The 15,364-nt window shown below is 43.6% G+C and carries 16 protein-coding genes; 1 reads left to right on the forward strand and 15 read right to left on the reverse strand.

The genetic code is table 11. The annotated features are described in order from the left end of the window. Window positions 1-27: 27 nt before the first annotated feature. Complete coding sequence (gene punR / locus Vgang_RS11925) at window positions 28-927, reverse strand: DNA-binding transcriptional activator PunR (protein WP_105902946.1); 900 nt, start codon at window positions 925-927, stop codon at window positions 28-30. A 142-nt stretch (window positions 928-1,069) separates the two neighbouring features. Between punR and punC the strand changes: the two genes are divergently transcribed. Further along, window positions 1,070-2,257 (forward strand): purine nucleoside transporter PunC, encoded by a 1,188-nt coding sequence (gene punC / locus Vgang_RS11930; RefSeq protein WP_105902947.1) that lies wholly within the window; start codon window positions 1,070-1,072, stop codon window positions 2,255-2,257. A 107-nt stretch (window positions 2,258-2,364) separates the two neighbouring features. Here punC and glmU read toward each other — a convergent pair whose 3' ends face one another. The 14 genes from glmU to mnmG all read right to left on the reverse strand — a co-directional run bounded on the left by glmU (window position 2,365) and on the right by mnmG (window position 15,364). Then, entirely contained in the window at window positions 2,365-3,723 is a 1,359-nt protein-coding gene (glmU, locus tag Vgang_RS11935) for a bifunctional UDP-N-acetylglucosamine diphosphorylase/glucosamine-1-phosphate N-acetyltransferase GlmU (RefSeq protein WP_105902948.1), read from the reverse strand. Window positions 3,724-3,947: 224 nt separating this feature from the next. Further along, window positions 3,948-4,367, reverse strand: coding sequence for a F0F1 ATP synthase subunit epsilon (locus Vgang_RS11940; RefSeq protein ID WP_105902949.1), 420 nt, complete (start codon window positions 4,365-4,367; stop codon window positions 3,948-3,950). A gap of 53 nt (window positions 4,368-4,420) precedes the next feature. Continuing rightward, on the reverse strand, window positions 4,421-5,824 hold the full coding sequence (atpD, locus tag Vgang_RS11945; RefSeq protein ID WP_105902950.1) for a F0F1 ATP synthase subunit beta: 1,404 nt from the start codon (window positions 5,822-5,824) through the stop codon (window positions 4,421-4,423). 53 nt (window positions 5,825-5,877) lie between these two features. Then, window positions 5,878-6,744 (reverse strand): F0F1 ATP synthase subunit gamma, encoded by an 867-nt coding sequence (atpG, locus tag Vgang_RS11950; protein ID WP_105902951.1) that lies wholly within the window; start codon window positions 6,742-6,744, stop codon window positions 5,878-5,880. Between the two features lie 111 nt (window positions 6,745-6,855). Continuing rightward, complete coding sequence (gene atpA / locus Vgang_RS11955; protein WP_105902952.1) at window positions 6,856-8,397, reverse strand: F0F1 ATP synthase subunit alpha; 1,542 nt, start codon at window positions 8,395-8,397, stop codon at window positions 6,856-6,858. Between the two features lie 13 nt (window positions 8,398-8,410). After that, entirely contained in the window at window positions 8,411-8,941 is a 531-nt protein-coding gene (gene atpH / locus Vgang_RS11960; RefSeq protein ID WP_105902953.1) for a F0F1 ATP synthase subunit delta, read from the reverse strand. 15 nt (window positions 8,942-8,956) lie between these two features. Beyond that, window positions 8,957-9,427 (reverse strand): F0F1 ATP synthase subunit B, encoded by a 471-nt coding sequence (gene atpF, locus Vgang_RS11965; protein ID WP_105902954.1) that lies wholly within the window; start codon window positions 9,425-9,427, stop codon window positions 8,957-8,959. A gap of 49 nt (window positions 9,428-9,476) precedes the next feature. Next, a complete protein-coding gene (gene atpE, locus Vgang_RS11970; RefSeq protein ID WP_017024253.1) occupies window positions 9,477-9,719 on the reverse strand; it encodes a F0F1 ATP synthase subunit C in 243 nt (80 codons plus the stop codon). Window positions 9,720-9,765: 46 nt separating this feature from the next. Continuing rightward, window positions 9,766-10,542 (reverse strand): F0F1 ATP synthase subunit A, encoded by a 777-nt coding sequence (atpB, locus tag Vgang_RS11975; protein WP_105902955.1) that lies wholly within the window; start codon window positions 10,540-10,542, stop codon window positions 9,766-9,768. Window positions 10,543-10,554: 12 nt separating this feature from the next. After that, entirely contained in the window at window positions 10,555-10,902 is a 348-nt protein-coding gene (locus Vgang_RS11980; RefSeq protein ID WP_105902956.1) for an ATP synthase subunit I, read from the reverse strand. A 164-nt stretch (window positions 10,903-11,066) separates the two neighbouring features. After that, entirely contained in the window at window positions 11,067-11,951 is an 885-nt protein-coding gene (locus Vgang_RS11985) for a ParB/RepB/Spo0J family partition protein (protein WP_105902957.1), read from the reverse strand. A gap of 74 nt (window positions 11,952-12,025) precedes the next feature. After that, window positions 12,026-12,808 carry a ParA family protein gene (locus tag Vgang_RS11990; protein WP_105902958.1) on the reverse strand — a complete coding sequence of 261 codons (783 nt, stop codon included), beginning with the start codon at window positions 12,806-12,808 and terminating at the stop codon, window positions 12,026-12,028. Between the two features lie 10 nt (window positions 12,809-12,818). Then, window positions 12,819-13,472, reverse strand: a complete 654-nt coding sequence (rsmG, locus tag Vgang_RS11995; RefSeq protein WP_105902959.1) for a 16S rRNA (guanine(527)-N(7))-methyltransferase RsmG — start codon at window positions 13,470-13,472, stop codon at window positions 12,819-12,821. Further along, on the reverse strand, window positions 13,469-15,364 hold the full coding sequence (gene mnmG, locus Vgang_RS12000; protein WP_105902960.1) for a tRNA uridine-5-carboxymethylaminomethyl(34) synthesis enzyme MnmG: 1,896 nt from the start codon (window positions 15,362-15,364) through the stop codon (window positions 13,469-13,471). Before mnmG ends, rsmG begins: the two co-directional genes overlap by 4 nt.

Genomic DNA, 15,364 nt, shown 5'->3' on the forward strand with positions numbered 1-15,364 from the left:
CTTAACTGCGGTGTCATTTTATAACCCCTACTTCAACCAATCTTGATACAGTTTTTCACTGTCGCCGAGATAATCAATCAACCATTCCACCAGCTTATTATCTTGATGCTTTCTCCACACTAAACAGCAAGCACTGAGTGGTTTATCGCCTTTTAAGCTCACTTCAATCAACTCATTTTGGACGATAAAATGGCTAGCCATGTGGCGCGGCATATAGCCCATGCCGACTTTGTTTTTGAGGCATTCAATGGCACTAAACCAATTGGGTAACAATAAACGTCGTTGTTGGGCGGAATGCCAAGTGTGTCGTTTAGGTAAAATGGTCGAGGTGTCATCTAAACAAATGGCCGGAATATGAGATAAATCTTCGTCACTCAACTCGGTTTGACTGGCCAACGGATGATCGCTTGCCATCACATAAGCCCAATCAATGCTGCCCATCAATTTCACCCCATAATCGCCACTTACCGGAATAGCAGAAGTCGCACCAATCACCACATCGGCTCGCCCTTCTGAAATTGCTTCCCATGATCCATTGAATACTTCCATATTGATTTGCAATTCAGCGTAATCAAAGGTGGTATAAAAATCTTCAATCAAAGCTTTGAGTGGTTCGAGTTTAACGATGTTATCGAGCGTGAGTTTGACGGTTTTATGATAGCCACTTTCCACTCGCTTGGTTTGCGCTTTGACCTCTTCCATTTGACGTAACAGCTGTCGCGCTTCTTTAATGAAATGTTCCCCAGCCTCGGTTAATTCCACCTTACGCGTTAAGCGATGAAATAATTTCACGCCAAGCTCTTGCTCGACCTGGCGAACCGCATAACTGATGGCGGAAGGCACTTTATGTAACTGCTCAGCCGCAGCGGTGAAACTGCCCATTCGGGCGACGGTATCCAACATTTGCAGCGATTGTTTGGAGTACATAGCTAACCTATCAAATTTTTTGAACGATACCTGAAAATTATAACGTTTAATTTCTTAGATTGAAGAATTTATAATGCTTTCATTCCAATTTGGCCGACTCTATTTGGCCATTGATCACCGATTACTGTTTACTGGATGTCTTATGAATATCGCCAAAACACAACTGTTTTACTTAGCGGCACTTTCCATGTTGGGCTTTGTAGCCACCGACATGTACTTGCCAGCATTTAAAACCCTAGAACAACACTTTGCCACTGGGCCAGAATCGATCGCGCTGTCTTTATCGATCTTTTTAGCGGGTATGGCTTCGGGTCAATTATTGTGGGGCTTAGCATCCGATAAATTTGGCCATCGTAATACCTTGGCGGTTGGTTTGGTTTTATTCTCTCTCGCTTCTCTAGGTTTAGGTTTTAGCCAAGAAGTATGGCAATTATTAACATTACGTTTTGTACAAGCGATTGGTGTGTGTGCACCTGCGGTTATTTGGCAGGCCATGGTGATCAAGCGTTACTCGAGCTCAGTGAGCCAACAAGTTTTTGCATCAATTATGCCGTTAGTGGCGTTATCACCCGCCATCGCACCGCAATTAGGTGTGTTCTTGATGAGTCACTTTGGTTGGTCAAGCATCTTTATTTTCTTAACGGTAGTCGGCGCGGCATTAACTTGGATGACGCTAGCACAACCTAAAGATGAAGCGGCTGAACCGAAACAAACGTCAATTAAACAAGATATTAAAGCGCTGTTTGCTTCACGTGTTTACTTAGGTAACGTGCTGATGTTTGCGATGGCTTCTGCGACCTTCTTTGCTTATCTCACCGGCATGCCAGAGATCATGACTTCAATGGGCTATGATGCCAAAGACATTGGTTTAAGCTTTGTGCCTCAAACCATCGCGTTTATGGCAGGTGGCTATTTTGGTAAGCGTTATGTCGCCAAACTGGGTGATAGCAAAGTACTCAAAGCGTTATTAGTTCTGTTTACCGCTTCATCTGCTGTAATGTTTGCTGCTTCACAAATGCACATTACCAACATTTGGCCAGTACTGATCCCGTTCTGTTTTATCGCGGTTGCTAACGGTGCGCTATACCCAATCGTGGTTAACCGCGCCCTTTCAAGCTGCAAAAATAGCCCAGCGACGGCAGCAGGTTTGCAAAACAGCTTACAAATTTGTATCAGTGGCCTTGCTAGCGCATTTGTAGCTGCCTTTGCTAGCCAAGCGCTACCAACCACAGGTTATGCGGCGGTATTATGTACTGTAGGTTTGCTAGCGGGTTACTTCTATTCGCAATCGAAGCTAGAAGTTACTTCGGAGCTTGCTGAAGAGGTCTAGATTCTCATTTCTCGCTTCTTATTCCTCATATCGAGAAGCCAGATATAACAAAGCCCACTTAATTGTGGGCTTTGCTTTTTAGAGCAACGGTTTTTTCAAACTTAATTCTATTTTTTAGTCGGACGTTTCCAACCGGCAATCACACGCTCTTTAGCACGAGTGATCACCAATTCGTTGTCTTTCACATCTTTGGTTAGCGTCGTGCCCGCACCAATTGTGGCACCATTGGCAATGCTAACTGGTGCAATCAATTGTGAGTCAGAGCCTACGAACACATCATCACCAATGGTGGTTTTGAATTTATTCGCGCCATCGTAATTACATGTGATCACGCCTGCACCGATATTCACACGAGCACCAATCTCAGAATCCCCTAAATACGTTAAGTGACCCGCTTTCGATTCCAAACCTAACGTGGCATTTTTCATTTCAACGAAATTGCCGACATGGGCTTTTTGCTTTAGTTCAGAACCAGGACGAAGACGAGCAAATGGGCCAACAGTACACTCTTCACCTACCGTTGCACCATCAATAACCGTATATGGGCTGATCACACTGTTATCGTCGATTTCGCAATCTTTTAAGATACAACCGGCGCCGATAAACACGTTATCACCAATCGACACATTGCCTTCAATAATCACATTGATGTCAATCTCAACGTCCATACCGCACTGCACTTCACCACGTAAGTCAAAACGGCTTGGGTCACGTAGCATCACACCTTGCTCAAGCAGCAGCTGAGCTTGCATGGATTGATAAGCACGCTCTAAACGCGCCAGTTGAGAGCGATCGTTCACCCCTTCCACTTCAATCGGGTTGGCCGGGTGTACCGCTTCTACCGCTCGGCCTTCATCATGCGCAGCAGCAATCACGTCAGTGAGATAATATTCACCTTGTGCGTTTTCATTTTTCAGATTAGCTAACCAACGTTTCAGATCGCCACCGGTTGCCACCATCACACCGGTGTTGATTTCTTTGATCAGCTTTTGTTCTTCAGTCGCATCCTTTTGCTCAACGATCGCGACCACGGGGCCGTTTTTACGGATAATACGGCCATAACCAGCAGGTTTATCTAAAATAACAGTAAGAAGAGCGATACCGCCGGTTGGTTGCGCATCTAATAGGTTTTCAATGGTTTCGCTTGAAATCAGTGGCACGTCACCATAAAGGATTAGCACCTTTTCATCATCAGCAAAATCCGGCGCCGCTTGGTTGACGGCATGGCCAGTACCGAGCTGCTCCGATTGTAATACCCAATTCACTGGTTCATCTTGCAGCGCTTGTTGCATTTGATCGCCGCCGTGACCGTAAACAAGGTGGATATTTTGCGCACCTAAACCGACACAAGTATCAATCACATGTTTTGCCATTGGGCGACCCGCCAAAGTATGCAGAACTTTTGGCTTTTCCGAATACATACGAGTGCCTTTACCCGCAGCAAGAATCACAGCGCTAAATTTCATTGGGGTTTCCTATTATTTTTACGTTGAGCGAATTCTACATGATTTCATTAAAAAATGAGCAATTACTCGTGAATTTCTGGTCAATACAGATCAAAATATTGGAATTTATACCCAAGTAACCTCAAGATGCGAGTTTCAGCAAGATTAAAACGAGTTTTAGGCAAGGCAAATAAACAAAAAGGCGACCAATTGGCCGCCTTTGTTTACTCTACTAACGCTAATAATTAGCGACGTTTGCGAGTTAGCTCGATTACTCGTAACTGAGCAATAGCTTTCGCTAAATCACTCGCCGCTTGTGCGAAGTCGATATCGCCATGCTGATTATGGATATTTTCCTCAGCTTTGCGTTTGGCTTCTTCAGCCTTAGCTGCATCTAAGTCTTCACCACGGATGGCGGTATCAGCCAGTACAGTCGCTGTACCCGGCTGAACTTCTACCATACCACCAGAAACATAAATGATTTCTTCGTGGCCGTGTTGTTTCACTAGACGCACCATGCCAGGCTTAATAGCAGTCAGAAGCGGGGTGTGCCCAGGATAAATCCCTAGCTCACCTTCACTACCTGTCACCATGAAAGACTCGACCGTACCTGAGAATAATTTTTTCTCAGCACTTACGATGTCTAGGTGAAAAGTCATAGCCATGTTGCCTCCTAATAAGCTTTATCGTTTAGTCTAAACTTAATGCTTTTATAAACTTACAGCTTCTTAGCATTCTCAACAGCATCGTCAATCGTACCGCAGTACATGAACGCTTGCTCTGGAATGTCATCGTAATCACCAGCAATCAGACCTTTAAAACCGCGTAGTGTTTCTTTTAGAGAAACGTACACGCCTGGGTCGCCAGTAAATACTTCCGCTACGTGGTATGGCTGAGTTAAGAAACGCTCAATCTTACGTGCACGAGATACGACTTGCTTATCTTCTTCAGAAAGCTCGTCCATACCTAGGATCGCGATGATGTCTTTTAGCTCTTTATAACGTTGTAGAGTCGTTTGAACACCTTGTGCAATGTCATAGTGCTCTTGACCAACCACAAGTGGATCAAGCATACGAGATGATGAATCCAATGGGTCGATTGCAGGGTATAGACCCATAGCCGCGATGTTACGGTTAAGTACAACCGTTGCATCCAAATGCGCAAACGTCGTTGCTGGAGATGGGTCAGTTAAGTCATCCGCAGGTACGTATACCGCCTGAACAGAGGTGATAGAACCTTGTTTAGTCGAGGTAATACGCTCCTGAAGCACACCCATTTCTTCAGCTAGTGTTGGCTGGTAACCTACCGCAGATGGCATACGACCTAGAAGTGCCGATACCTCTGTACCTGCAAGGGTATAACGGTAAATGTTATCGATGAACAATAGTACGTCACGGCCTTCATCACGGAATTTTTCCGCCATCGTTAGACCAGTCAGAGCTACGCGCAGACGGTTGCCTGGTGGCTCGTTCATCTGACCGTAAACCATTGCTACTTTTGATTTTTCAGGTTCTTCGATGTTTACAACACCCGCTTCCTGCATTTCAAAGTAGAAGTCATTACCCTCACGAGTACGCTCACCTACACCCGCAAATACAGATAGACCAGAGTGCTGAAGTGCGATGTTGTTGATAAGTTCCATCATGTTAACGGTCTTACCTACACCCGCACCACCGAATAGACCGATTTTACCACCCTTAGCGAACGGACAAATCAAGTCGATTACTTTAACACCCGTTTCTAGAAGTTCAGTCACGTTAGACTGCTCTTCGTAGCTTGGTGCTGCACGGTGGATACCGTATGTTTCTTCTGCGTTAATGTCACCACGCTCATCGATAGCATCACCTAATACGTTCATGATGCGACCTAGCGTTTTTGTTCCAACTGGTACTGAGATTGGAGCGCCTGTGTTAACCACTTCCAAACCACGACGTAAACCATCAGAGCTACCCATAACGATTGCGCGAACTACGCCACCGCCAAGCTGTTGCTGAACTTCAAGAACAAGACGTTCTTTCGCTTCAGTTACATTCAGGGCATCGTATACACGAGGTACACTGTCCTGTGGGAACTCTACGTCGACTACCGCACCGATGATCTGTACGATCTTACCTGTAGCCATCGTTAAATCCTCTAAACTATTTAATTACCTAAGCACTAAATTTAATAACGAAATTAAACTGCTGCTGCACCTGATACGATTTCCGACAATTCTTGTGTGATCGCTGTTTGACGAGCTTTGTTGTACACAAGTTGTAAGTCTTCAATCAAGTTGCTGGCATTATCTGTTGCAGCTTTCATCGCAATCATTCGCGCCGCTTGCTCACACGCAAGGTTTTCCACCACACCTTGATACACTTGAGACTCAACATAGCGTTTCAATAATGTATCGAGTAATGGCTTCGGCTCGGGCTCATAAATGTAGTCCCAAGAATGAGTGCGTTTCATATCATCGCTATCTGATTTAGGCAGAGGTAGCAATTGATCGATCTTTGGTTCTTGAACCATGGTATTCACAAATTTGTTGAATACCACGTAAAGGCGATCTAACTCACCTTCATCATATTTCTTCAGCATGACGCCAACACTACCGATCAAAGCTTCAAGACTAGGCTCATCACCTAAACCTGAAATTTGAGCAGAAATTTTAGCGCCTGCACTTTTGAAAAAGGCCGTGGCTTTTGAGCCAATCACAGCAAGCTCAACACTTGCGCCTTTATCAGACCAACCTTTCATGTCTGTAATGGCTTTTTTAAACAAATTAATGTTCAAACCACCACACAGACCACGGTCGGTAGAAATAATGATATAACCAACTTTTTTAGCTTCACGCTCCTCAAGATAAGGATGCTTATACTCAAGGTTAGCGTTGGCTACGTGACCGATCACTTTACGCATTGTTTGTGCATATGGACGAGAAGATTCCATTGCGTCTTGAGAGCGACGCATTTTAGAAGCTGCTACCATTTCCATTGCTTTCGTAATTTTTTGTGTGCTTTTCACACTACCAATTTTGGTACGAATTTCTTTTGCGCCTGCCATCGTTTTCTCCGTTTATGAAGAGCCCATTAATGGATATTCGCTAAAGGTGATGTGACTTGTCGACTCATGTTGTAACCCTCACAAATCAGCATAGAAAACATCACCTACGAATTACCAGGTCTGGGTTGCTTTGAAGTCATCGACTAGCTTTTTAAGCTTGGCTTCGATGTCATCGTTGTAAGCACCCGTCTTGTTGATTTCAGCTGCGAAATCAGCATATTGACCATGAGCGTACGACAGTAGTGCAGATTCGAAATCCGCTAGCTTGTTAAGCTCGACATCATCAAGATAGCCGCGCTCAGCTGCAAAAATCACAAGTGCCTGATCAAATACTGAGAATGGAGCGTATTGCTTCTGCTTCATCAGCTCAGTTACTTTTTGACCGTGGTTTAGCTGCTTCTTAGTCGCTGCATCAAGATCAGATGAGAACTGAGCAAACGCTGCAAGTTCACGATACTGTGCCAGTGCAGTACGAATACCACCAGACAGTTTCTTAATGATCTTAGTTTGCGCTGAACCACCTACACGAGATACCGAAATACCTGGGTCAACCGCTGGGCGAACACCGGCATTAAATAGCTCAGTTTGTAGGAAGATCTGACCATCGGTAATCGAGATTACGTTAGTCGGTACGAATGCAGATACGTCACCCGCTTGAGTTTCAATGATAGGCAATGCTGTCAAAGAACCGGTTTTACCTTTCACTTCACCGTTAGTGAAACGTTCTACGTATTCTTCGTTTACACGAGCAGCACGCTCTAGTAGACGAGAGTGAAGGTAGAAAACGTCACCAGGGAAAGCTTCACGGCCAGGTGGGCGTTTTAGAAGTAGAGAGATCTGACGGTAAGCGACCGCTTGTTTAGATAGATCATCATAAACAATCAGTGCATCTTCACCACGGTCACGGAAGTATTCACCCATCGCACAGCCAGAGTATGGCGCTAGGTATTGAAGTGCCGCAGATTCAGACGCCGATGCCACAACCACGATAGTGTTTGCTAGTGCACCGTGCTCTTCTAATTTACGTACTACGTTAGCGATAGTTGACGCTTTTTGGCCAATCGCAACATAGATAGAGTAAATACCAGAATCTTTTTGGTTGATGATGGCATCAATCGCCATCGCTGTTTTACCAGTCTGACGGTCACCGATGATAAGTTCACGTTGACCACGACCGATTGGGATCATTGAGTCAACAGACTTATAGCCAGTTTGTACTGGTTGGTCTACTGACTTACGATCGATAACCCCTGGTGCAATTACTTCTACTGGAGAAGTTAATTTTGCATCGATAGGGCCTTTACCATCAATTGGTTGACCTAGTGTGTTTACCACACGGCCTAACATTTCAGGACCTACTGGCACTTCAAGGATACGGCCTGTACCCGTTACTTTCATGCCTTCTTGTAGATCTGAATATGGGCCCATTACAACCGCACCAACCGAGTCACGCTCAAGGTTAAGTGCTAGTGCATAACGGCCACCAGGTAGTTCAATCATTTCACCCTGCATCACATCGGCTAGACCGTGGATGCGGATAATACCATCGCTTACAGAAACGATAGTACCTTCATTGCGAGCTTCACTAACAACGTCGAATTTCTCGATGCGCTGTTTAATCAGATCGCTAATTTCAGTGGAATTAAGTTGCATGCTCCAATCCCCATTAAGACATTAATGCGTCACTCAAACGGTTCAAACGACCGCGAGTTGAGTTATCGATGATTAAGTCTCCGGCTCGAATTATAACTCCACTAAGTAGAGTCTCATCTACACTGCAATTCAGCTTTACTTTACGCTCAAGACGCTGCTCAAGTTTGCTGACGATATCTGCGCATTGTGCTTCAGTCAGTTCTTTGGCAGAAGTCACTGTTACATCAACTTGATTTTCTAATTCTTTTTTCAGAATCAAAAATTCTTCGCAAATTTCTGGAAGGGCTTTTAATCGGCCATTCTCAGCCAAAACTCGAATGAAGTTTTGACCATGTTCATCAAACTCAGTACAAATTGACACGAAGATTTCAGCTAATTGATCGGAGGCAACCGATTTATTCAATAAGCTCACTACGCTGTCATTTTTTGCGACTTCGGCAGCGAAAGAAAGCATTTCAGACCATTGGCCTAGTGCTTCTTTCTCGACCGCAAATTCAAAAGCTGCTTTAGCATAGGGGCGTGCGATTGTAGTCAAATCAGACATATGCTGCCCCTCTAGTTACAGTTTTGCAGTAATATCGTTAAGAATATCTTGGTGTGCGTTTTCGTCGATTGAACGCTCCAAAATTTTCTCAGCACCGGCGATCGCTAATACAGCGACTTGCTTGCGAAGTTCATCACGAGCGCGATTACGTTCAGTTTCAATTTCAGCACGGCCTTGATCTAGGATCTTTTGACGCTCAGCTTGAGCTTCAATTTGGCTTTCTTCTAAAATTTGGCTTTTACGTTTGTTCGCTTGATCAATGATCTCAGCAGCAGCTTTTTTCGCTTCTTTCAATTTGTCTGAAGCATTAGCTTGTGCCAGGCTCAAGTCTTTAGCTGCGCGGTCAGCGGCTGCTAAACCATCAGCAATATTTTTCTGACGGTTTTCGATTGCTGCCATTAGTGGTGGCCACACATACTTCATGCAGAACCACACAAATAGCACAAACGCTATCGCTTGACCTAACAGAGTTGCGTTAATATTCACCGCATACTCTCCTTTGTTTGCAATTTAAAACAAATACCGGGATTAAATTTTATCCGGCGACCGCAAACATCACATATAGACCTAGACCAACAGCGATCATTGGAATCGCATCCACAAGGCCCATTACGATGAAGAACTGAGTACGTAGTAGAGGGATAAGATCTGGTTGGCGAGCTGCACCTTCTAGGAATTTACCACCTAGCATACCGATACCGATTGCCGCACCGATTGCCGCAAGACCCATCATGATAGCCGCAGCGATGTACAGCAGATCCATGTTTAAGTTTTCCATTTATAACTCCAAGTTTTATCTGAATGTTATGTAAAAAATTTTTTAATTAATGTTCTTCTGATGCTTGAGATAGATACACTATCGTCAAAATCATAAAGATAAATGCCTGTAGGGTGATTACTAAAATGTGGAAAATCGCCCATGGCACGGAAAGAAGCCATTGAGACCACCAAGGCAGAAGCCCTGCGATCAAAATGAAAATCAACTCACCTGCATACATGTTACCGAATAAACGCAGACCTAAAGAGACTGGTTTAGACAGCAAGGTTACGCCTTCTAGCACTAGGTTAATTGGAATGAAAGCCCAGTGGTTGAAAGGTTGTAAGCCCAATTCTTTGGCAAACCCGCCGATACCTTTCATCTTAATGCTGTAGTACAAGATTAAAATGAAGACACCAAGTGACATAGACATAGTGATGTTTACGTCAGCCGTTGGTACGACACGTAGGTAAGGAATACCAAGAAGTGTTGCTGTATGAGGAAGAAAATCGACCGGAATAAGATCCATTAGGTTCATTAGGAAAATCCATCCGAAGACGGTTAACGCTAATGGAGCCACTAATGCATTCTTTCCATGGAAAATATCTTTTACTGAGGCATCAACAAACTCAACGACCATTTCTACAAAGCATTGAAGCTTGCCTGGCACGCCGCTAGTGGCTTTTTGACCAACGCGATAAAAGACCCATAACATCGCAGCGCCCAGTACGAACGACACGATCAATGAATCAATATTAAACGTCCAGAATCCGCTACCTGCTTGAAGGTTATGTAGATGGTGTGAGATGTACTCCTGAGGAGTTAATTCACCTGTACCAGCCATTAGATATCCTGTCTAATTACGTTTGATAAAACCAAATGACATAATGCATTGCACAACAAAAGCTAAGATATAGCCCACAAAGAAGGTGATAAGGTGCACTTCCATGTATTTAAAAAAATACACAAACAGAGCGCCGGTAATCACAAATTTGTACGCCAAGCTTATATAGGCTTTCGCCATCACTTTTGCTGCCGTATCCGCCCCTGGCTTGTCTAAATACAAACGAGTAACGATATACGGGATGCAGTACACCAGCCCCCCATAAATGGCAGAGTTCGCTGCCATCTCTCCCTGAACATACGAGCTGATCAAGCTAAAAGCGCCAATCACAATAAACTGAGTTAAAACTAAAAAAAACATTCTATTTACACCCAATTACATTTATTTTTTAGCTCTTTTTTTAAGCTCAGCTGTATGCGCAGAACATACTACACCTTACTTTGTCCATATGACAGAACATAGCAAGGTGTAAAATGATTATTTTTACATTCTGTTAATTGTTTAGCGATATTCTTATAACAGAGTTAATTTCTATCTAAGTTTGTGTTAAGGAGAGTAGCTAATTGCTCCATGTCCTCAAAATCAATAGTAATTTTGCCTTTACCTTTAGCATTACGGCGAATCACTACCTTAGTACCAAATCGCTCAGATAATTGCTCCGCTAATCCTTGTGCAGGAAGGTCTTCTTGCATCGGTTTATCTTCTACCGGCTCTAAATGTTTTTTTACTAGAGCTTCAGTTTGTCTAACGGTTAATTTCTTATCAATAACAATTTTTGCAACATTACTTTGATCACATAATTCCAGTGAAAGCAGGGCTCGAGCGTGCCCCATTTCCAATTGTTTTGATATAACGCAATGCTTTACTTCTTCATCAAGCGTATTGAGGCGCAGTAAATTAGTGACTGCCGTGCGAGATTTACCAATCGCATCGGCCACTTGTTGATGAGTTAATTCGAATTCTTTTTGTAATCTTTCCAGTGCTTGAGCTTCTTCAATCGCATTCAAATTTTCACGTTGAATATTCTCAATCAATGCCATTGCAATCGCCGCGCGATCTTGCACATTTTTCACTACACACGGAATTTGTGTTAAACCGGCTAATTTAGCCGCACGCCAACGTCGTTCACCGGCAATGATTTCAAATTGAGACTCGTTAATTTTACGAACAACAACCGGCTGGATGATACCTTGAGAACGGATGGACGCGGATAATTCTTCCAGTGCTTCTGGTTGAATATCTTTTCGTGGCTGATATTTACCTGGAGAGAGTTGAGAAATGGCAATATCTGCCAGTTGGCCTTCAGAAGATAAAGCTTGGCTTTGTGCCGCTTTTTGTTGTTTTTCTCTCGCCAGTGAACTGGTCGAAAGTAGGGCATCAAGACCTTTACCTAAACCACGTTTAGACATCTGAGGGTTTTCCTTTCTTTTCTATCAATAATTTATGAGCGCTAAAACGATATAACCACTAAACCATTACTGCTTTAAACCATCGCAGCTTTGGCTTCTTCTCGACGTAATATTTCTCCAGCTAAAGCTAAGTAAGCTTTTGAACCAGCTGAATATTTATCATAATACATCGCGGGTTTCCCGTGACTCGGTGCCTCGGCCAAACGCACATTACGTGGGATCACGGTACGATACATTTTATCACCGAAGTGTTTCTTCAATTGTTCAGAAACATCATTGGATAAGCGATTTCTCGGATCAAACATGGTCCGTAAAATCCCTTCGATTTTTAAATCGTGATTAACCACCGCAGCAAGTTTGCTGATGGTGTCCATTAAAGCGGTTAAACCTTCTAAGGCAAAGTATTCACATTGCATCGGCACTAATACCGAGTGTGAAGCTGCCATCGCATTAATCGTCAATAAGTTAAGTGAAGGTGGGCAATCAATAAAAATGTAATCGTATTGCTCCCAAATAGGCTCTAACGCATTTTTTAAACGCAGTTCGCGAGCGAATACTTCCATCAATTTGATTTCTGCGGCGGTAACGTCGCCATTGGCCGCAATAAGATCATAACCGGCAGGGGTTTTACGACATACCACTTCATCAAAAGGCGTTTGCTCTACTAACAGGTCGTAAGCGGTGTAATCAAGATCGTATTTATCCACTCCGCTTGCCATGGTGGCATTACCTTGCGGATCAAGATCGATGACCAAGACCTTACGTTTGGTTGCTGCCATAGAAGCCGCGAGGTTAACGCATGTTGTCGTTTTCCCTACGCCACCTTTTTGGTTTGCAATTGAAATGATTTTCCCCACGAGAACCCCGTTATAATCCCTTTTTTTCCAAAACGATTAAGTGACGATCACCTTCTAATTCAGGAACTTGCAAAATATGAATTGCCGATACAGTCAGCGTATCAGGCAACTGAGACATCTCATCTTCAGGCAATTGTCCTTTAAGCGCAAGAAAAACTCCGCTTTCTTCTTTCGGTAAATGGTAACACCACTCCACCATATCCATCATAGAAGCAAAAGCGCGGCTGATAACAGCATCATAGCCAATTTCTGGCTGATATTCTTCTACTCGGCTTTGCATCGGTTCAACATTACTTATGCCTAACTCATGCAAAACTTGCTTAATAAAACGAATGCGTTTACCCAAACTGTCCAACAACGTGAAATGAGCGCTTGGGTTTAAAATCGCTAATGGAATACCTGGCAACCCGGGACCTGTACCGACATCAATAAAACGGTCACCCGGTAAATAAGGGCTCACCACAATACTGTCCATGATATGTTTGACTAACATATCCATCGGGTTACGAACCGAAGTCAGGTTATAGGCTTTATTCCATTTGTCTAACAGTACCACATAGCCAACAAGCTGATTTCTTTGCTGCTCAGAAACATCCAGTTCTGTTTGAGATAATAAAGCATCAAGTTTATCTCTCAATGCAGAATTGATTAAAGTGGGATTCACGCAGCATCTCCCTTCTTCAATTGACCATGTTTTTTCAAATGGACTAACAAAATGGAAATCGCAGCAGGGGTAATACCTGAAATACGTGATGCAATACCAATGGTTTCCGGTTTGGCGTTATTTAATTTCAATACCACTTCGTTAGATAAGCCTTTCACTTGTTTGTAATCAAGATCAACGGGTAATTTGGTATTTTCATGACGTAAAGATTTTTCGATCTCTTCTTTTTGACGCTCAATATAGCCTTCATATTTGACTTGGATCTCCACTTGCTCAGTCGCTTGAGGATCATCCATGCTAGAAGCAAAGTTTTCTAAGGTGATCAATTTCTCGTAAGTCATTTCAGGGCGACGCAGCAGATCCTCACCACTTGCTTCACGCGTAATGGGTGTTTTAAGTAGTTGATTAAGTTCTGCTACATTAGCTGATTTTGGATTAATCCACGTTTCTTTCAAACGTTGACGTTCCAATTCCATATTTTCTACTTTTTGGTTAAAACGCGCCCAACGTTCATCATCTACCAAACCAAGCTCACGACCTTTCGCGGTTAAACGCAAATCTGCGTTATCTTCACGTAGCAATAAGCGATATTCTGCGCGAGAAGTAAACATACGGTACGGTTCTTTGGTACCCATGGTTGAAAGGTCATCAATCAATACGCCCATGTAAGCTTCATCACGACGTGGGCTCCAGGCTTCTTTGCCTTGAGTGAACAGCGAAGCATTTAAACCCGCCATTAAACCTTGTGCTGCGGCTTCTTCATAACCAGTAGTGCCGTTAATTTGTCCAGCAAAGAATAAACCTGAAATAAATTTGGTTTCGTAGCTTTGCTTCAAATCACGAGGATCGAAGAAATCGTATTCAATCGCGTAACCTGGACGCATGATTTGCGCGTTTTCAAAGCCTTTCATTGATTGAACAATTTTAACTTGTACGTCAAACGGCAAACTGGTTGAAATACCATTCGGGTATAACTCTGTGGTGGTTAAACCTTCGGGTTCAATGAAGATCTGATGGCTGTTTTTATCAGCAAAACGCATCACTTTATCTTCAATTGATGGGCAATAACGTGGACCAATACCTTCAATCACACCTGAATACATTGGGCTACGATCAAGGTTAGCACGGATAACATCATGCGTTTTCTCATTAGTGTGAGTAATAAAACACGGAATTTGAGCAGGATGATCGCTTTGCTTACCCATGAATGAAAATACAGGGGTCGGGTTATCACCGTATTGCTTCTCTAAACTTTCAAGATCAACCGTACGAGCATCAATACGCGGAGGCGTACCCGTTTTTAAACGATCAACTCTGAAAGGTAAGGCACGGAGACGATCAGCCAGTGCAATCGATGGTGGATCGCCAGCTCGGCCGCCAGAAAAGTTTTCTAAACCGATATGAATTTTACCGCCAAGGAAAGTCCCTACCGTTAATACCACGGCTTTCGCTTTGAACTTTAAGCCCATTTGGGTGATCACACCGGTGACTTGATCTTGCTCAACGATCAGGTCATCCACCGCTTGCTGGAATAACGTCAGGTTCGGTTGATTTTCTAATGTGGTCCGGACAGCATGTTTATACAACAGACGATCCGCTTGTGCACGAGTAGCACGAACCGCCGGACCTTTTGAAGCGTTTAAGGTTCTAAATTGAATACCGGCTTTATCAATTGCTTGAGCCATAAGGCCACCCAATGCATCCACTTCTTTGACTAAATGGCCTTTGCCGATCCCACCAATCGCAGGATTACAAGACATTTGACCTAAAGTGTCGATGTTGTGTGTGAGTAACAGAGTTTTTTGGCCTGTACGAGCAGACGCAAGAGCAGCTTCCGTTCCAGCATGACCACCACCTACGACGATGACGTCAAAGTTTTCGTGATAAAACAT

Source organism: Vibrio gangliei, from assembly GCF_026001925.1.
In the GTDB taxonomy this organism is placed as follows: domain Bacteria; phylum Pseudomonadota; class Gammaproteobacteria; order Enterobacterales; family Vibrionaceae; genus Vibrio; species Vibrio gangliei.